Here is a 19,307-nt window from a genome sequence, read left to right on the forward strand (position 1 = left end):
TTAGAATTTATACGTTAAACCAAGGTTATAACGTCGACCATCGAGCACATAATCATAGGTATCAGTATCAATCCGCTTATCAAACAGATTATAAATACCTGCATTAATTTGAATTTGATCGGTTGGTTTGACATTTAAGCCAACATCAATCATTCCATATGCAGGCTTGCCATCTGTCATAGTGGTTCGACTCAAATATTCAGAAGTTTTACTGCGGAAATTGTATCGCGCCCACATATTCGTAATATCTGTTGACTGCCAATCTAATGTCGTATTAAACATATGCTTAGGCATTTCATTTAAAGGCTTGCCTTTATTGACGCCACTCTTTTGCTCTGTTTCTGTATAGGTATAATTCGCATTCCAAACAACATTTGAGGTGATATCCCAACCAAATGTTGCTTCAGCGCCGTACATATTGGCTTTATCTACGTTTTCTCGCAGACTAACAAAATCGAAGCTTTCCCCTAACCATGGACAATTTCGAGTTCCTGAATCACCAGAACAGTCTCTGATTTCAGTAATCTTATCTTTAAACTCACTATTAAATACTGTGACACCCGCACTTAAATTATGACCATTATCCCACTGTGCCGAAACCTCATAGTTAATACTGGTTTCAGGTTTTAGATCTGGATTACCAACAATGACGCCCGCACTACTTCCGCCGCCAGTCACTTGTCCCCACTCAGCAACCGTTGCCCGTAAAGCTGGTGTTTTATAACCTGTAGAAACACCACCTTTTACAACCCATTCATCATTTAATGTCCACACACCGTATAATTTCGGACTCCAATGATCACCAAACTTTTCATCTTTATCCAAACGAATCGATGTTGTTAAAACAAAAGGATCTGCAATTCTCCAGTTATCCTCTAAAAATAATGCCCAGCTATATCGATCCAAATGCGTCAAAATGCTGCCATTTACTTTAAGCTGGTTGCCCTGATCATCTAATTCTTCTTTTAAATACATTCCCCCAAAACTCAAATCATGACTTCCAAGTTGAATTTGATTGATCGTGTTAAAGGTCGTATTGATCGCTTCCATATCACGGGAAGGGTTTTCATTTTCTTCGCGCTGAATATATGAATGAGTCTGAACGCGTCCAATTTCACCGCGGTGAGTTAGACTATATTCTGTACGGTAATAATCAGTCTTAGAATCTGTTGGAAGTTCACCACGTCTGTTCGGTACATTGGCAATAGTTTTACCTACAGAACCATTACGGTTTTGAATAGAACGTTGATATTCTAAATCTAATGTATGTTTCTCATTTGGAGTTAGAGTTAAAACTGCTCCTCCTGCTCGCATGGTTTGTTCTTTATAACCGCCAAGAATTTCATCTTCTTCACGTTGTGAATACGTACCATTGGCTCTTAATGACAGTAAATTCGCAATAAGTGGTCCAGAAACATAAGCATTGGTTTGATAAATGTTACCCGAATCTGTGTTCTCTTGAAGTGTCGTATCTAGGCGTACAGACCCCGCCCACTCAGTCGCATTCTTTTTCGTAATAATATTAATGACACCACCCATTGCATCTGAACCATATAGGCCTGACATTGGTCCACGTATCACTTCAATTCGTTCGATTGCTTCGATGCCTGGCAACCAGCCTTGCTCAATCCCTGAATTATCACTATTTGGTCTTACTGAGCGCGAATTTACCTTCTTTCCATCGACCATGATGACGGTATATGCGCTACCCATCCCACGAATACTAATATCAGATGAACTTCCACCACCCGTAACTACAACACCGGGAACATCTCTCAGTGCATCAGTAACATCTCTATATGCTTTTTTTCCAATTTCTTCTTGTGACAATACAGAAATAGAAGCCGCAGCCTTCTTAATATCTTGTTCAAATCCACTTGCCGATACAACGATCGTCTGTAATTGTGTTGTTTCTTTCTCTTTCGTGGTTTCAATTGTTTCATTTGCCATCGCAAATGAACTCATTGCTCCTACAACCGCTAAAGCCAAAGTTGATCTCGTTAGATTTTTACCCATAACGCATACACCCAAATACAAAAAAAGGAGAAATTGTGTAAATTTCGTAGGGCATTTTAACAAATGGTAAACATATTGCAATTAATATTAATAATTATTCTCAATTACATTTTGGCTTTAGATAAAATATAACCCCCTAATTGAAGGAGGTTATTTATCAAAATGGTTTAAAAATTATTTGAAGTACGCGCCTTCCGCCTGCGTATGGTCTGTCTGGTCAATAACACGACGTAACTCAGGAATGTGTTGTTGCAGAGTCGTTTCAACACCCTGTTTCAAGGTGACATCAATTGCTGAACAACCTTGGCAACCACCACCGAATTTCAGTACAGCCGTTAAACCATGCTCTTCATCTTCAACTACTTCAACCAATGCACAGTTACCACCATGCCCTGCTAGCCCAGGATTAATTTCAGACTGAAGAATATAAGTAATACGCTCTTCAATCGATGCATCAGGACCGACGCGTGGTACTTTCGAGTTTGGTGCACGGAATGTCAACTGCCCACCAAAACGGTCTTTATTGTAATCAATCACCGCATCTAATAAATATGGAATAGACGGTGTGTCGATATACGCAGGAAAGTCTGGATAATCTTGGCGGTAATCGGTTGGGATCACTTCTTCAGGCGCACTATATGCCATACAACATTCAGCACGTGGTGTACCCGGATTTTCAACAAATACACGTACAGCAATGCCCGGTGTATTTTGTTTTTCTAATAAATCACGTAAATACTCTTGTGCAGTTGGAGTAATCAATAAGTTTGGAATTTCCTCTGCAACTGCAGTGCTGCTGTTCTCAGTCGACATAACAATCATTTCCTCAAGCTGAAGTTGCTATTTTAACTGAAGATGCGGGGTAATTAAAAAAAATCAACCAAAATTGTCGGATTTATTGTGAAAGTTCATCTTTTCGCTCAATTTAATGGCATTATGACCACAAGATAGTTATATGCAGAACATCTCAGAAATGTTGGATTTACCTTTTAATCATACAGTTACGATCATTATTATTACGGTCATTATTTCTATGGTGGCATTTTCAAATCAGAACGTGATGAACCGTCTGATTTTCTGGCCTCCTGCGATGCAACGTGGACAATATGATCGTTTTATTACACATGGCTTTATTCATGCCGATGGTATGCATCTCCTGTTCAATATGTTCACCTTGTTTTTCTTTGGTAGCATTATTGAAAGTTTTTACCGCCAATACTTCTATGAGTTAGGTTTTATTTTGTTTTATCTGGGTGGCTTAATTTTTGCCATTTTACCAAGTTATTTAAAACATAAGAATGATGTGCGCTGGGCAAGCCTTGGTGCTTCTGGTGCGGTCTCTGCGGTATTGTTCGCTTATGTGTTGTTTGAACCTTGGAAGCTGATTTTTGTATTTTTTATTCCAGTACCTGCGATTATTTTTGCAGTGTTGTACGTGGCATATAGCATCTGGTCAGGTAAAAAAGGCAACTCCAACATCAATCATAGCGCTCATCTTTGGGGAGCTTCTTATGGGGTTATCATGACCTTAATTTTAGAGCCGCGTCTTATTCCACATTTTCTGAGCAAATTAACCCAGTTACCTATTTAAAGCTCAGCACCTAAGTTGCAAATGGATTGCATCCATACGCATATAGGCTCAGTAACATTTTTTCACAGCAACGGGTGGTTCTGATTTTTACAATAAACATCAGGATCACAATATCCCAAGGAAATTGCGATGAAAATAATGTTTATATGTGCAGCCTTGATGATCACCCTTAATTTTACAGCCTGTGCGGTACACACCCCTGAAGGGAGTATCATCGTCGATCCTGATCGTTCTTATTATCCTCATGGCCAAGGCGATTTCTGCCCACCGGGACAAGCCAAAAAAGGTCGCTGCTAAACTCAAAAGCCTTCTATTCAGAAGGCTTTTTTATTACATATATTTTTACATAAATTTGGCATGAAATGCCAAGCAGTAATTTGATTTGGCATAGATAATGTTTACAACTGTATATAAATAGCAAATGCCAGTGAGATTTCTTGCATGTCCAATCCCTTAGATGGTCTTCAATTTCCAATTTACTCGAAAACACAAAAAGTTAGTACCTCACGTACAGGGAAAGAGATTATTGCAGAGGCCTTAGCCAATGTTGATCACCAAAGCTCTGTTACTGCACTTACAGAAAAGAACTGGCGTAAACAATATCCACGCTATTTTAAATCCTTAGTTGAATTTGGGATTTGTAATCAAATTGCACCGATTCAAATAGCACAAGATGGGCTCAACAAAGCACATAATGTGTTTGAGTTTTATCGCGATGGCCAAAAGCATCTCCTCAAAGATGTGATGTCACTTAAAACTACACCGCTACACACCATCAAACTCAAAGGTGAAAGCGATGCTGCACCTGAGTGGTCAGTACCTTATAAAGGCCAACAACTCACAGGTGATGCATTACTCGCACAAATCCAAACGTGGTTAGATGCAGGTGTGATTGAACCAAGCCATGCTGAAGCACTAATTGCTTGTGTAGAGCATCCTGAATGGTTTGATTTATCTGACCGTACTATGGTTTTGTTCGGTGCGGCATCTGAAGCTGGTCCACTCACATGGTTAGCCCAATGGAAAGCCAATATTGTGGCGGTTGATTTACCCAATAGCCGTGTATGGGGCAAAATTTTAGACACCATTCAACACGGCAATGCCACGTTATATGCCCCATCTGTTGAAGCATTGAGTGCAGAAACACCTATAGCTGTTTTAAAAGAAAAACTCGGCGCAAACCTACTGACACAAGTCCCTGAAATTGCACAATGGTTGGTACAAAACCCACATCAGTTAGATTTGGCAGCGATTGCTTATTTGGATGGTGAAAAGCATGTCCGTGTTTCTGTTGCAATGGATGCGATCATACAATATGTCAGTGCACAAAAAGCAGACACCAGTTTGATGTATATGTGCACACCTACCGATGTCTATGCAGTCCCAGAAGAAGTCATTACAGCATCTGAGCAAAAGTTCAGTGGACGCTCTAAAACTCAGCAGATGATCAGTAAAAGTATTTCAACCCTCAGCGGGCAACTTTTCTTTAAGAAAAACCTACATGACCTCGTCAAGTCAGATAATGACAAGTCTTACGGCATCGCCGACTGTTTAGTGATTGAACAAGGGCCGAACTATGCGTTGGCTAAACGTATTCAGCAGTGGCGTGCAACGCTTGCTCGCTCAGAAGGTCAGCGCGTCAGCATCAACATTGCGCCATCAACCACCACGCATTCTGTCACCAAAAATCCACTGCTCAAAGCCGCATTTAATGGGGCGAGCTTGTTTGATGTTGAAGCCTTTAAGCCTGAAACCACCAATGCCATCATGGCGGCTTTATGGATCCATGATCTGCGTAATCCTGCTTCTGTAGCCAATCCAGAGAACAAACTTGAACATCCTTTAGAACTAATGATGCACGGTGCCAATCACGGCGGCTTATGGCGTGTAGCTTATTTAGCACGCACTGCACTGCCCTTTGCAGCACTTTATGGCTTTGCCGCAGACAAGCTACCACTCAACAAAGTATTTGCTTTACTCAAAAAATAAGACCTTGAATACCCGCTTCAATAAAATACTGAGCTAAAAAAACGCTACCTTGGGTAGCGTTTTTTTATCACTGCTTATTATACATCAGATTAAACGAACTGTAGAAACAACCAGAACAAACCACCTGATAAACAGATTGTTGCTGGCAAGGTAAAGATCCAAGCCGAAAGAATGGTTCTCACTGTTGCAAAGTTTAGACCTGACTTATTCGCCACCATGGTCCCTGCTACCGCAGAGTTCAATACGTGTGTAGTCGATACGGGCATACCAAAGCCATCAGCAGCTGCAATCGTAGTCATCGCCACTAACTCGGCTGACATACCTTGACCATAAGTCATATGGTTTTTACCAATACGCTCACCTACAGTCACGACAATACGCTTCCAACCGACCATCGTACCTAGACCTAAAGCCAATGCTACAGCCACTTTCACCCATGTTGGGATGTACTGTAAGAATGAATCAAGGTTACTACGATATTCTTTTACTGTCTTTTTGCCCGCTTCCGACATCGCTGGCAGTTGATCCGCTTTATCCAAACGTTTGAACGCTGTCGTGCTTAAGTACATGTCATTACGTAGTGCAGAAACTTCAGCTTCAGGAATATCTTTAAGATCTCCATAATGGCCAACACGCTCACCCAAATGATCTGTCAAACTGGCTAAAGCAGGTACGACTTCTGGGGTCATTTCTTTGGTTTGAATATATTGCGTGATCACCATACGGGCTTTTTCATCTGCAATATCGTTATGATTCGGATAAATCACAGCCGCAGTTTGATCTGAAAGTTGAGCAAATGACTGAATATGCTGTGAATCTAAATTCTTATTTAAAGAATAAGCCAAAGGCACAATACCAATCAAAATCAGCATGATTAGACCCATACCTTTTTGACCGTCATTTGAACCGTGCGCAAAACTTACACCTGTGCAAGTAAAAATCAAAATGGCACGAATCAGTGGCGGTGGTGGTTTGTTGCCTTCAGGTGGTTGGAATAGTTCCAGTTGTTTCTTAAAGATTTTTTTCACCAATAAGAACAACACTGCTGCAAAAGCAAAACCGATCATAGGTGAAAACAGTAAAGCTTTACCGACTTTAATCACCTGATCCATATCGACACCCGAAGCACCACTGCCTGAATGCATCAGGTAGTTCATGATGCCCACACCCAAGATTGAACCGATCAAAGTATGTGAACTCGATGCTGGAATACCCAAGAACCATGTGCCCAAGTTCCACAAAATCGCAGCAATCAACATGGCAAACACCATGGCAAAACCTGCACCTGAGCTGACATTCATAATCAACTCAACGGGCAGTAGCGCAATAATACCGTAAGCCACTGCACCACTTGCGACCATAACCCCAAGGAAGTTACAGAAACCAGCCCACATCACCGCAACAGGCGCAGACAGTGCATTGGTATAAATGACCGTTGCAACCGCATTGGCAGTGTCGTGGAAGCCATTTACAAACTCAAAACCCAAAGCAATGAACAACGCCGTCGCTAAAAGGATTAAAGAGTAAAGATTCAGTGCAGGAACATGCGATAAGTCAGCAGAAAGCTGAAAGCCAATATAAATTAGCGTTGAAATAATGACCGTTAAAAACACCGGCATAAAAAATTTCGGTGTAGGTACGTGCACATTCGTCGACTTGACCTGTGTCACGTGCACCTGATCTTGGACGGGAGGAATATTAGAATTCATGCAGACGGCTAAAGAGGATATCAATATCCCCTATTGTTCAATTTAATTGTGACAATTATATGACAAATGCGTGTCACTTGAAGCCAATTTTTTCATAATTGGCTTATTTTAGATCAGCAGTAAATCGCTTATAAGCCTTGAACACACTGTACTGGCTCAAAATTTAATTTTTCACTGCGGATTAAGCTGAATTATTTTCTTACATTTGGCTGTGCTGTCTGTAACAATCTGCTCCAATCAATATTTTTTCATCTCTATTTCTTATGATCTATTAACATAGCGGGTCTATATTTCACTTTCGTGAAAACTAAAGCTAAATCAGCCTTTTTTATTTGCCATATAGCCAATACCACTTGAATTAGGCATCAATCAACCTGCTTTTCTGCTAAAATATTGCACGTTTTGAAAACCTGTTTGTGAGTTTTGAATGTCTACACTTGCCACCTTAAAAGCACTTCTTGCCGAGCGCATCCTTATTATCGATGGTGCGATGGGTACCATGATTCAGCGTCACAAGCTCGAAGAAGAAGATTATCGTGGTGAACGCTTTGTAGATTGGGCTTCTGACCTCAAAGGCAATAATGACCTTTTGGTACTGACTCAGCCACAAATTATCCAAGGCATTCATGAAGCGTACCTCGATGCAGGTGCAGACATTATTGAAACCAACAGCTTTAACGGCACACGCGTTTCAATGTCGGATTACCACATGGAAGATCTCGTTCCCGAGATCAACCGCGAAGCGGCACGCTTAGCCAAAGCCGCTTGTGAAAAATATTCAACCCCAGACAAACCTCGTTTTGTTGCAGGCGTACTTGGTCCAACTTCACGTACTTGTTCAATTTCACCAAATGTAAATGATCCTGCGTTCCGTAACATCACCTTTGACGAACTCAAAGAAAACTACATTGAAGCAACGCATGCCTTAATCGAAGGTGGTGCAGACATCATCTTGATTGAAACCGTATTCGATACCTTAAACTGTAAAGCTGCGATCTTTGCAGTCAAGGAAGTGTTCAAGCAACTTGGTCGTGAACTGCCACTCATGATCTCGGGCACCATTACCGATGCATCAGGTCGTACTCTTACAGGTCAAACCGCAGAAGCGTTCTGGAACTCGGTGCGTCATGGTGACTTACTCTCAATTGGTTTTAACTGTGCCTTGGGTGCAGATGCCATGCGTCCACACGTTAAAACTATTGCTGATGTTGCCGATACTTTTGTTTCTGCCCATCCAAACGCTGGTTTACCAAATGCCTTTGGTGAATATGATGAAACCCCAGAACAAACTGCTGCCTTCATTAAAGAGTTTGCTGAAAGTGGTTTGATCAACATTACTGGCGGTTGCTGTGGTACCACACCCGATCATATTCGTGCCATCTATAATGCTGTTAAAGACATTCAACCACGTCAAGTGCCTGAAACAAAACCTGCCTGCCGTTTAAGTGGTTTAGAACCATTTAACATTACTGCAGATTCATTGTTTGTGAACGTCGGTGAACGGACCAACGTCACGGGTTCAAAAAAATTCCTGCGCTTAATCCGTGAAGAAAACTTTGCCGAAGCGTTGGAAGTAGCTCAGCAACAAGTCGTTGCAGGCGCACAGATCATCGACATCAACATGGATGAAGGGATGCTCGATTCGCAAAATGCGATGGTGCATTTCCTCAATCTAGTGGCATCTGAGCCTGATATTTCACGTGTGCCGATCATGATTGACTCATCAAAATGGGAAATCATTGAAGCAGGCTTAAAATGTGTACAAGGTAAACCTGTCGTGAACTCGATTTCCTTAAAAGAAGGTTATGACGAGTTTGTCGAAAAAGCACGTTTATGTCGCCAATATGGTGCTGCGATTATTGTCATGGCCTTTGATGAAACTGGTCAGGCAGATACCGCAGAACGCAAGCGTGAAATCTGTAAACGTTCTTATGATGTTTTAGTCAATGATGTTGGCTTCCCTGCCGAAGATATTATTTTTGACCCGAACGTGTTTGCCGTGGCAACAGGGATTGAAGAACATAATAACTATGGCGTCGATTTTATTGAAGCCACAGGTTGGATCAAACAAAACCTACCGCATGCCATGATCTCGGGTGGTGTCTCTAACGTCTCCTTCTCATTCCGTGGCAATGAACCTGTACGTGAAGCGATTCACTCTGTGTTCCTTTACTATGCCATTAAACAAGGCATGACTATGGGTATCGTCAATGCGGGTCAAATGGCGATTTATGACGATATTCCAAAAGAACTCAAAGATGCGGTTGAAGATGTTGTACTGAATCAAAACCAAGGTGAATCTGGTCAAAACGCCACAGAAAAATTGCTTGAAGTCGCGGAAAAATTCCGTGGTCATAGTGGCGCACAGCGTGAAGCTGAAAATCTTGAATGGCGCAATGAGTCGGTTGAAAAACGTCTCGAATATGCGTTAGTTAAAGGTATCACCACTTACATTGATGAAGATACTGAAGAAGCCCGTTTAAAAGCCAAACGTCCACTCGATGTGATTGAAGGTGCTTTGATGGATGGCATGAACGTGGTCGGCGACCTGTTTGGTTCAGGCAAAATGTTCCTACCTCAAGTGGTCAAATCTGCACGTGTGATGAAACAAGCCGTAGCTTGGCTGAACCCGTACATCGAAGCCGAAAAAGGCAATGCACAATCTAAAGGTCGTGTTCTCATGGCGACTGTAAAAGGTGACGTACACGATATTGGTAAAAATATCGTGGGCGTGGTCTTGGGCTGTAATGGTTATGACATCGTTGACCTTGGCGTGATGGTGCCATGTGAAAAAATCTTGCAAACGGCAATTGATGAAAAATGTGACATCATCGGTTTATCTGGTTTGATCACGCCATCTTTAGATGAAATGGTGTTTGTTGCCAAAGAAATGCAGCGTAAAGGTTTTGACATTCCTTTATTGATTGGTGGTGCAACCACATCGAAAGCACATACTGCAGTTAAAATTGATCCGCAATATTCAAATGATGCGGTAATCTATGTGGCCGATGCTTCTCGTGCAGTCGGTGTGGCAACTACCCTGCTCTCGAAAGAAATGCGTGGCAACTTTATTGCAGAACATCGTGCTGAATATGCCAAGATTCGTGAACGTTTAGCCAATAAGCAACCGAAAGCAGCCAAACTCAGCTATGCCGAATCGATTGAAAATGGTTTCAAGGTGGATAACAACTATGTGCCACCGATTCCAAATAGCTTAGGTACGCAAGTCATTACCAATTATCCATTGGCGACCTTGGTGGAGTATTTTGACTGGACACCATTCTTTATTTCTTGGAGCTTGGCAGGTAAGTTCCCGAAAATCTTAGAAGATGAGATTGTCGGTGAAGCGGCAACGGATTTGTATAATCAAGCGCAAGCCATGCTCAAAGATGTGATCGAGAATAATCGTTTTGATGCGCGTGCTGTATTTGGTCTATACCCTGCTCAACGTACAGGTGCGGATACAGTCAGTGTATTTGATGAAACAGCGCAGAATGTCACGCATACTTTTGAACATTTGCGTCAGCAATCTGACAAAGTCACAGGCAAGCCGAATTTATCTTTAGCCGACTTTATTAGCACCTCGAAAGACAATACCGATTATCTCGGTGGTTTCACTGTGTCGGTCTTTGGTGCAGAAGAATTGGCGAATGAATACAAAGCCAAAGGTGATGATTACTCTGCAATCTTGGTTCAGTCATTGGCAGACCGTTTTGCCGAAGCCTTTGCGGAACATTTGCATGAACGTATTCGTAAAGAGTTCTGGGGCTATAAAGCCGATGAGACTTTGGGCAATGAAGAATTGATCAAAGAGAAGTATGTCGGTATCCGTCCTGCGCCAGGTTACCCTGCTTGCCCAGAGCATTCTGAAAAAGCAGTGTTGTTTGACTGGTTAGGTTCAGAAGCAAAGATTGGTACGAAATTGACCGAACACTTTGCGATGATGCCACCTTCTTCTGTCAGTGGTTTCTATTATTCGCACCCTGAAAGTGAATACTTTAATGTAGGCAAGATTTCTCAAGATCAGCTTGAGGATTATGCGAAGCGTAAAGGCTGGACACTGGATGTAGCGAAGCGTTGGTTAGCACCGAATTTAGATGATTCGATTGTTTAAATAATCTCCCCTAACCCCTCTTTAAAAAGAGGGGGATGTCATGTGATTCAATTTGTTTCGTGACTGCTCCTCCCTTTTTCAAAGGGAGGTTGGGAGGGATTAAATCCAGTCCGTTGATTCTTTCATTCTTGGATGAGAGATATATTCAATCTCAGTTGTAATTGCTATTGATTTAACTTGTGAAATACTTAAACCAAGCCTTGATTCCTTATTCCATGAAAAATAAATTTTATTATTTCCTGCTAAAAAAGAACTATCAATTCCTTCATCGGTAACCTCAAGAAATAAGATGATATTATCTGCAGTAGGTAATTGAACTGATTTCAAAAAAATCCCCTGAATCTGATCTCCGAATTTCACTCTCAAGTACTCAAAAAAGTATTGGCTTATTAAATAATCAAATTTTCCACTCTCAAGTTTTGGCTTAGATACACTTGCTATGAGTTTTTTGAAAAATATATAAACATCCAATTTTCCTAAATAGTCTTCATCTAAATGATGAGGATATAAACCCTCCGCTAATTTATTTAGATTTAATAATTTCAATTCTATCCTATTCGAAAATTCTGCAATACCAACATATTGTCCAACTAAAGCTCTAATTTCAGCGACACATGCCATTTTCTCTGTAGATAAATAAAGAGCAGATATCCCAAAAGGTGTCATTCGTTGATCACTAGCTAAGAATGAGGGTACTAATCCAAATTTATCCCTAATATTTTTTGCTATTATTTCATTTTCTATTTCCACTTCTATTGCTAAATTATCCTCGTTAACTTCTTTCATCAGATCTTTAAGGCTATCAAAACTTCTGCCACGATATAAAATAGTATTTGCTTGAATATTATTCAAAAGTGATTGATTGATATTTTGATTATCTAGCAAGTATTCAAATGTATGATCTAAAAAATCCTTTAGTTTAGTGTTAAAGAATCTGAATTCATGTTTAAAACTTTCCTGAATACCTTCCCATTCAAATTCCTTATTACACCCTTCATACTCCTCTAAAGAATCATCATAAAGTACTAATAATTCATCCCCAAACTTCTCCCCCCAGTCCTCTGCTAATTTTTCCGTTAAAACCTCACCTAAATCTAATGACTCTATAAAATTATAGTAATCATTTACACCATCTTCATCATGCACTTCATAAAACCAACCTGCTCTATAAGGTAGATCACTTAAAAATTTATAATTAGTAGATATCACATCGAATAATTTATTTTTAAACAATTCATAATCTAAATATTGAGTTTCACACTGGCACTCTTCACAAAATTTAAGCTCAAAATCATTATTGTTATATTTATAAGGTGGTAATTTCTTTTCAATACACATTTTACAAAGCAACATTTAGACAACCACCTCTGATTTCTTTATCACAGTAAATTCAATATATTACAAACAATTATATTAACCTATGTTTTTATGAGTAATCCCTCCCAACCTCCCTTTAAAAAGAAGGAGCCTCACGAATCAAATACAATCAGCAAATTCACGTAAAGTCCCCCTTTTTTAAAGTGAGAAACTACGTTTCGCAAGAGAGGGATTCCAATCTCTGTTTCGCAATCCAATAAATCTGTTCCACCATAGCATCAGTTTCAGTCAAAATCTGCCTATTACTAAACCTCAGCACCACAAGCCCTAATTCACTTAAAACCTGATCTCGAATTTGATCAGCTAAACGACCATCTTCGGTGTAATGTTGTCCCCCATCACACTCAATAACAAGCTTCGCAGCGGAACAATAAAAATCCACGATAAAGTTGAGAATTGGCTTTTGCCGATAAAACTGTAATCCTAAAATTTGTTTACGGCGTAATCTTTGCCATAGCCATTGTTCTGCATCGGTCATATTGCTACGTAAATTACGCGATGGAAGTTTTAAGCTCTTGTTATAAGGTTGCATCACACGCTCTTAGTTTTTATATCTTCTTTTAAAAATCTTGGCATAATATCTTCCAGAGAATAACAATGCACGAAACATCATCATGAACAGCACTCAACTCTTACTCGGCGTGATCTTTAGCTCAATTGGTTTAGGCTATTTTCTCTATGGCAAAAAACAAAAAATGACTGTGCCCTTAGTTGCTGGTCTGGTTTTAATGGTTTTCCCTTATTTTATAGAAAGCCATTTCTTGCTGAGTGGCATTGGGATTCTGCTGTCTGTCATTCCCTATTTTTTACGTTTTTAATGCAATTGAGCCGCTTCAAGCGATTCAAATTGAATGTCGACCACATTCCAGTGGTGCATCATCTCACGTAAAAACACAAAGTAAACCAGACTGAATACCCCCTGTTCTACCACTTTACAGACATAATACTCCCGACGCTCGATAAACTCGTTAAAGCCGCTTTCAAGCTGTACTCGGTCTATACTGTGCTGATTCTGGAAAAATAAAGTCAGAACTTGCTGAAATAAATCATCAGCACTGATTGCATTTTTGGGCTGACCATAATGAATTGGAACCGACTCTAATATTTCTTCAATTACATAAATCATCAATTCGATGGCAAGTTCATCCAGCACCCCATGCCGCATACTATTCGACTGTATGAATCGTAAACCTTTATCAATCTGAAAGTGCTGTCCATCTAGTTCAAAACTCAACTGCTCCAAGCCTAAGGAAAATTTTATTACAGCATCGGGAGTAGTCATGGCATTCATCCTCCAGAATCAAAGCACACAAAGATTGAGTGCATCGAGCATTTAATGACAACACCCCTACTCAAATCCAAACGCGCCATCCTATTCTTTATACAAGATAACGCGTCTAAACCTAAAGTTCTGCGGTATTCAGTTTAGTTTGCTTGGGTTTTCGGTAAAAAGAAGGTCGCTAAACCGAGTAAAGGCAATAACGCACACACGCCAAATACCCATTCAATGCCGTTGACGTCAGCCAAATATCCTAAGCCTGCTGCGGCGATACCACTTACACCGAACATTAAACCAAACATCAAACCTGCAATCATGCCAACTCGTCCCGGAACAGCCTCTTGTGCATAGACCACCATGGCAGCAAAGGCAGAGGAAAGTACTAAACCTGTGATAATCGACAGTACAGTCGTCCAAAATAGATTGGCATGCGGCATCATCAACGCAAACGGCGCCATGCCGACAAAAGACACCCAAATCACCGCTTTACGCCCAATTCGATCTCCAATCGGCCCACCAGCAAATGTACCCAGAGCCACCGCAGCCAAAAAGGCAAAGAGATGTAACTGCGCACTTTGTAAACTGAGGTGAAACTTGTGCATTAAATAAAAAGTGAAATAGTTACTGATGCTGGCGATGTAAGTAAATTTAGCAAACATCAACACGCAAATGGTCGACAGCGCGATGACGAGTTGACGCCCATGCAGTTTGCTTTGCACTTGATGCGCTTTGGCAGCCAATTGTTTTTTACTGTGACTGATGCTCCAACGGCTGACACCGAACAGCACCCAAATCGCCAGTAAGGCAAATACAATCAACCATGCCACGGCGTGCTGTCCGAAAGGCACAATAATCAGCGCGGCCAATAAAGGCCCAATGGCTGTACCTGTATTGCCACCGACCTGAAAGGTCGATTGTGCTGTGCCAAAGCGCCCGCCCGAAGCCATTCGTGCCACACGTGAGGCTTCAGGGTGAAAAGTTGAAGACCCCACACCAATCAATGCTGAAGCCATAAGTAGTACGATAAAATTCGGCGAAAAGGCCAACAGTAAAATGCCACTAAAAGTCACTACCATACCCAGTGGCAGTAAATATGGTTTCGGATGTTTGTCGGTATAGAGTCCAATCCAAGGTTGCAGTAGCGATGCCGTAATTTGATACACCAATGAAATCAGTCCGACTTGCGCAAAGCTTAAGGAAAAATTGGTTTTCAGCATCGGGTAAATGGCTGGCAAAACGGCTTGAATCAAGTCATTGAGCAGATGCGCAACCGCCACAGCCCCCACCACTTTTATGATCATGCCTTGCGGCTGTTCATTAATCGTAGCTTCGCCCATACCCTCTTTTATTTGAATTGAAGACGACATACCTCGCAAACTCCATGTATTTTTCATCAGGCATTGATTGTAAAATGTCATTCATAAGGCTATCTTCCAATAATCATTGTATAACTGACAATTTTAAACTGCACATGCCAAATTCTCTGATTCAAACCGAAATGTCCGAATTGGTGATTGGGCTTTCTTCTGAGCATACCTATCGAGAGATTACCCCTGCGCATACCCATTCGCGGGCACAGTTTCTGTATGCTTCGACAGGGATGATTCAAGTGTTCACCCCAAACCACGTTTGGATCGTGCCGCCGATGTGCGCACTATGGATTCCGACCCATGTTGAACACAGTGTGATTTCATTAAGTCGAGTTAAGCTCAATACCGCATTGGTTCAAGCCGATGCAGCTGCACTGCTGGGGCAACATTGTTTTATTATTCGGGTCAGTAAGTTATTGCATGAACTGCTCATTCGGCTCAATGCGATTGAACACATTCCACCCTCCGAGCTGATCAGCTCTGATGAACTGTCTCGATCTTTACAGATTTTAATTTTTGATGAAATTCATAAAGCCAATCTGTTGCCCATTCAAATTCCGTGGCCACAAGACAAACGCTTAATGAATATTTGCCAAGCACTATTAAGTACGCCCGATCAGTTAAAAGATTTAAGCACATGGGCAGATGAAATTGGCACCAGCTCCAGAACCTTGATGCGCATGTTTCAAAAGGAAACGGGGCTGTCTTATCGCGCATGGGTTCAGCAAATGCATATTGCCCATGCCTTAAGTAAAATTGCCAGTGGTGAATCTGTCGCGCAGATTGCAAGATCTCTTGGCTATAGCAATCCGAGTGCATTTAGTGCCATGTTTAAACGTCATTTGGGGCAGACCCCACAACAGTTTAAATATAAAGATGAATAAAATGACACTCGCGACTAAGCACTCAGGCGATCGACAAATAAAATACCATTTAGATGATCGATTTCATGTTGCACAATGCGTGCAGGAAAACCTTCAAAAGTACTTTCCATTACCTCACCAGTCAAAGTGTGATACAGCACCTTAATGCTTTGCGCACGCTGTACCTGACCACGCTCATTCGGTACGCTTAAACAGCCTTCTTCACCTAAGGTCGTTGCTTGCGAAAACTCTAAAATTTCAGGATTGACCATCACCACGGCGTCCATTTCAGGTGCATCGGGATAGCGTAAATTTGGCCGTGAAGCCACAATAATGACCCGCTTTGAAATATAGACTTGTGCTGCGGCAATGCCCACACCGCTCCGCTCCAACATGGTCGCAATCATGGCAGAAGCCAACTGCATGAGCCAGTCGCTATTAAATTCTGCATCTGCGACGCGAGCAGCTTTGAGTCTTAAAATATCTTCACCACGTTGTGCAACAGGTAAAATGACGCTCATACACAAATCCTAAATTTTTATACCTATTTATTCTTTTTATATCATAAGCCTTTTATCTCACCTGCGTTATAAATTTACGTTGACCGTCAAATCAACGATGTTGATTCATGTATAATTTTTAGTTCGAACCCAGTAAAGAAAGATTGATTATTCATTCAAAAAAGACTTCTTTAAAATCAAATATAAACCTTTATTCAGCTTTGGAAATATACGCATGGATGCAACACCACGTTTGACCAGAGAAGACAAACGTACCCTTGGGCTGTCATCACTCGGTGGTGCACTTGAGTTCTATGACTTTGTTATTTATGTTTTTTACGCCAAAATTATTTCTGAGCTATTCTTTCCCGCAGGGCTCAGCCCATTTTGGGCCATGCTAAATACTTACGGTATTTTTGCCGCAGGTTACTTCTTCCGTCCACTTGGCGGGGTGGTCATGGCTCACTTTGGTGACCTCATTGGTCGTAAGCGACTCTTTAGTTTGTCTATTTTACTCATGGCTTTACCCACCCTCATGATCGGGGTCATGCCAACTTTTGAAACAATTGGGTATGCTGCGCCGCTGCTTTTGCTCCTTATGCGAGTGATACAAGGCATTGCAATTGGTGGAGAAATTCCAGCGGCATGGACATTTGTTTCCGAACATGTCCCATCTGAAAAAATTGGTTTTGCCAATGGCTTGCTCACAGCAGGTTTGTCTCTCGGCATCTTGCTCGGTGCTTTAATGTCACTGTTCATTTCTCTTCAGTTTAGTGAAGCAGCTATACATGATTGGGCATGGCGTATTCCCTTTATTGTGGGCGGTATTTTTGGCTTAGTGGCCTTGTATTTACGTAGTTATTTGAAAGAAACGCCTGTATTCAAAGCCATGCAAGCACGTAAAGAGCTGTCTAAAGAAATGCCGGTGAAACAAGTCTTAGGCAGCCATAAAACCGCCGTGGTGATTGGCATGCTCTTGACCTGGTTCTTAACTGCTTGTGTGGTAGTCCTAATTTTAGCCATGCCAAACTTACTGACGGGTGCCTTTGGATTTGAACGTAGCGATGCTTTTCAAATGCAAAGTGCTGCGATCATCATGCAAATGTTGGGATGTATACTCGCTGGGACATTGGCAGATCGTTTTGGTGCAGCCAAGGTCTTGATTTTTGGCTCGCTCGGTGTCGCCGCTATCGCAACCATTTTCTATCACAGTTTAGGTGCGGTCAGTCCAACTACGGTGTTTGCACTGTATATGCTTTTGGGATTCTTTTCAGGCACGGTAGGGCTTGTGTCCTATAGCATGGTCAAAATGTTCCCTGCTCCAATCCGCTTTTCGGGCATTTCGTTTTCCTACAATGTCGCCTATGCTATTGCAGGAGGCATCACACTGCCTTTGGTTCAATGGCTCAGTCTCTATAGCAACATTGGCGCGATGTATTATATTTGGCTGGTCTGTTTGGTTTGCTTCTTCACAGCTTTGGTTTATCGAACTCGGTTCGAGACGAAGCACTAAAATGATAAAACCCTTCAATCGAAGGGTTTCTTTTTATGCAAGCTACTTTGAAAACATGAGGTCAAAGCCTTTAGCTTAAGGTTTCTGCATGCAGATTTTGGCGCAGTTCATCTTCCACAATATCAAGCTCGATTTGGCTAAACTTACGAATTTCGCCTTCAGCATGTTTTTCTAACATACCACCAATCAATGGCACTTTTACTTTTACCGTCCACTCCAGTTGAAAGTGAATCTGCTCATCATTACCCGATACACTACGTTGGCACACAGCTTCTAAAGGTAGATTGGGGTCTAAACGGACTTCCGAACTGAGCACAACTAAATTGCTGACGTCGGTACGTTGTAAGCGAAAGGCATCTTTTAGAAATTTCTTCGCAATATCGGGAATATTGACATCCAAATTATACGCGCGCTTAAGGGTATAAATATCGCCAACTTTATTCGACTCCAAAATTTCCAACTTCTCCCCAGGAATACGACGACAAACATTTTCATGTAAGCTGATATTGGCTGCGAGTCGACGGAAGTCATCCAACGAAACACCGTTGATGGTGGCATTGACTACAAACTGATGTGCCATAACATTAAATCCTTTATTTTTTGTTTTTGTAAACATCCATGCCCTGATCAGGACTGAAAAACTGGATCTCGTCATCCTGTAGAAAGCTCAAATATAGACGATGATCCAGCACCGACTATACCGTGATCTAGATATCAATGTGCACCATTCTGTATGACAATATCATCTGCAATATAAATAAAAACCACGCGCTCAAAACAGGCCAAGCGAATATCAAAATGCTCGGCCCCATCATCCAGTCCTGTAACCGCCCAACTTGCACTGCTGGGTAAATCACCCAACCAAGTGGCCTGATAAAAATCCGCAACCGAAGCAAAGTCCAAATATTGCTGTGGACTTCCTTTTAACCGTTCAATGACCGACTCAAATTGAGCCAATTGTATTTGTTTAAAATCAATCAACACTA

General features: G+C 41.4%; 17 protein-coding genes. 7 read left to right on the forward strand and 10 right to left on the reverse strand.

Annotation, left to right across the window (positions count from 1 at the left end; genetic code table 11):
- Nucleotides 1–2,016 carry a ligand-gated channel protein gene (locus AC4MC0_RS12155; protein WP_335997016.1) on the reverse strand — a complete coding sequence of 672 codons (2,016 nt, stop codon included), beginning with the start codon at nt 2,014–2,016 and terminating at the stop codon, nt 1–3.
- A gap of 174 nt (nt 2,017–2,190) precedes the next feature.
- Nucleotides 2,191–2,829 carry a Fe-S biogenesis protein NfuA gene (gene nfuA, locus AC4MC0_RS12160; RefSeq protein ID WP_004981041.1) on the reverse strand — a complete coding sequence of 213 codons (639 nt, stop codon included), beginning with the start codon at nt 2,827–2,829 and terminating at the stop codon, nt 2,191–2,193.
- Nucleotides 2,830–2,989: 160 nt separating this feature from the next.
- On the opposite strand from nfuA, the gene AC4MC0_RS12165 reads away from it, so the two are divergent.
- From AC4MC0_RS12165 to AC4MC0_RS12175, 3 genes are all read left to right on the forward strand, one after another.
- Nucleotides 2,990–3,607, forward strand: coding sequence for a rhomboid family intramembrane serine protease (locus tag AC4MC0_RS12165; protein ID WP_335997055.1), 618 nt, complete (start codon nt 2,990–2,992; stop codon nt 3,605–3,607).
- A gap of 129 nt (nt 3,608–3,736) precedes the next feature.
- Entirely contained in the window at nt 3,737–3,904 is a 168-nt protein-coding gene (locus AC4MC0_RS12170) for a hypothetical protein (protein ID WP_228254602.1), read from the forward strand.
- Between the two features lie 144 nt (nt 3,905–4,048).
- Nucleotides 4,049–5,596: a hypothetical protein gene (locus AC4MC0_RS12175; RefSeq protein ID WP_335997015.1), complete on the forward strand. Its 1,548-nt coding sequence runs from the start codon at nt 4,049–4,051 to the stop codon at nt 5,594–5,596.
- 89 nt (nt 5,597–5,685) lie between these two features.
- On the opposite strand, the gene AC4MC0_RS12180 is transcribed toward AC4MC0_RS12175, so the two are convergent.
- Nucleotides 5,686–7,305 carry an inorganic phosphate transporter gene (locus AC4MC0_RS12180; RefSeq protein ID WP_004981049.1) on the reverse strand — a complete coding sequence of 540 codons (1,620 nt, stop codon included), beginning with the start codon at nt 7,303–7,305 and terminating at the stop codon, nt 5,686–5,688.
- Nucleotides 7,306–7,732: 427 nt separating this feature from the next.
- Here AC4MC0_RS12180 and metH point away from each other — a divergent pair, with 427 nt between their 5' ends.
- Nucleotides 7,733–11,419 (forward strand): methionine synthase, encoded by a 3,687-nt coding sequence (gene metH, locus AC4MC0_RS12185; RefSeq protein ID WP_335997014.1) that lies wholly within the window; start codon nt 7,733–7,735, stop codon nt 11,417–11,419.
- 99 nt (nt 11,420–11,518) lie between these two features.
- On the opposite strand, the gene AC4MC0_RS12190 is transcribed toward metH, so the two are convergent.
- Together AC4MC0_RS12190 and AC4MC0_RS12195 are read right to left on the reverse strand one after the other, a co-directional pair.
- A complete protein-coding gene (locus AC4MC0_RS12190; protein WP_278345238.1) occupies nt 11,519–12,772 on the reverse strand; it encodes an RES domain-containing protein in 1,254 nt (417 codons plus the stop codon).
- Between the two features lie 175 nt (nt 12,773–12,947).
- Nucleotides 12,948–13,328 (reverse strand): endonuclease domain-containing protein, encoded by a 381-nt coding sequence (locus tag AC4MC0_RS12195; protein ID WP_004694408.1) that lies wholly within the window; start codon nt 13,326–13,328, stop codon nt 12,948–12,950.
- A gap of 82 nt (nt 13,329–13,410) precedes the next feature.
- On the opposite strand from AC4MC0_RS12195, the gene AC4MC0_RS12200 reads away from it, so the two are divergent.
- Nucleotides 13,411–13,614 carry a hypothetical protein gene (locus tag AC4MC0_RS12200; RefSeq protein ID WP_004694410.1) on the forward strand — a complete coding sequence of 68 codons (204 nt, stop codon included), beginning with the start codon at nt 13,411–13,413 and terminating at the stop codon, nt 13,612–13,614.
- On the opposite strand, the gene AC4MC0_RS12205 is transcribed toward AC4MC0_RS12200, so the two are convergent.
- Together AC4MC0_RS12205 and AC4MC0_RS12210 are read right to left on the reverse strand one after the other, a co-directional pair.
- On the reverse strand, nt 13,611–14,078 hold the full coding sequence (locus tag AC4MC0_RS12205) for a hypothetical protein (RefSeq protein WP_278345237.1): 468 nt from the start codon (nt 14,076–14,078) through the stop codon (nt 13,611–13,613). The genes AC4MC0_RS12200 and AC4MC0_RS12205 overlap by 4 nt on opposite strands.
- 143 nt (nt 14,079–14,221) lie before the next feature.
- Entirely contained in the window at nt 14,222–15,442 is a 1,221-nt protein-coding gene (locus AC4MC0_RS12210) for an MFS transporter (RefSeq protein ID WP_278345236.1), read from the reverse strand.
- Nucleotides 15,443–15,546: 104 nt separating this feature from the next.
- Between AC4MC0_RS12210 and AC4MC0_RS12215 the strand changes: the two genes are divergently transcribed.
- Nucleotides 15,547–16,329, forward strand: coding sequence for an AraC family transcriptional regulator (locus AC4MC0_RS12215; protein WP_168158343.1), 783 nt, complete (start codon nt 15,547–15,549; stop codon nt 16,327–16,329).
- Nucleotides 16,330–16,343: 14 nt separating this feature from the next.
- Here the strand turns inward: AC4MC0_RS12215 and def are convergent, their stop codons facing one another.
- The gene (gene def / locus AC4MC0_RS12220; protein ID WP_335997013.1) at nt 16,344–16,829 is read right to left on the reverse strand and encodes a peptide deformylase; all 486 of its coding nucleotides are present in this window, start codon (nt 16,827–16,829) and stop codon (nt 16,344–16,346) included.
- Nucleotides 16,830–17,043: 214 nt separating this feature from the next.
- On the opposite strand from def, the gene AC4MC0_RS12225 reads away from it, so the two are divergent.
- Entirely contained in the window at nt 17,044–18,321 is a 1,278-nt protein-coding gene (locus AC4MC0_RS12225) for an MFS transporter (protein ID WP_335997012.1), read from the forward strand.
- A gap of 70 nt (nt 18,322–18,391) precedes the next feature.
- Here AC4MC0_RS12225 and AC4MC0_RS12230 read toward each other — a convergent pair whose 3' ends face one another.
- Together AC4MC0_RS12230 and AC4MC0_RS12235 are read right to left on the reverse strand one after the other, a co-directional pair.
- Nucleotides 18,392–18,901 (reverse strand): DUF2505 family protein, encoded by a 510-nt coding sequence (locus AC4MC0_RS12230; RefSeq protein WP_004694421.1) that lies wholly within the window; start codon nt 18,899–18,901, stop codon nt 18,392–18,394.
- Between the two features lie 134 nt (nt 18,902–19,035).
- Nucleotides 19,036–19,305 (reverse strand): hypothetical protein, encoded by a 270-nt coding sequence (locus tag AC4MC0_RS12235; RefSeq protein ID WP_279688567.1) that lies wholly within the window; start codon nt 19,303–19,305, stop codon nt 19,036–19,038.
- Between the last annotated feature and the right edge of the window lie 2 nt (nt 19,306–19,307).

Source organism: Acinetobacter sp. CAU_H_S139_7, assembly GCF_058599305.1.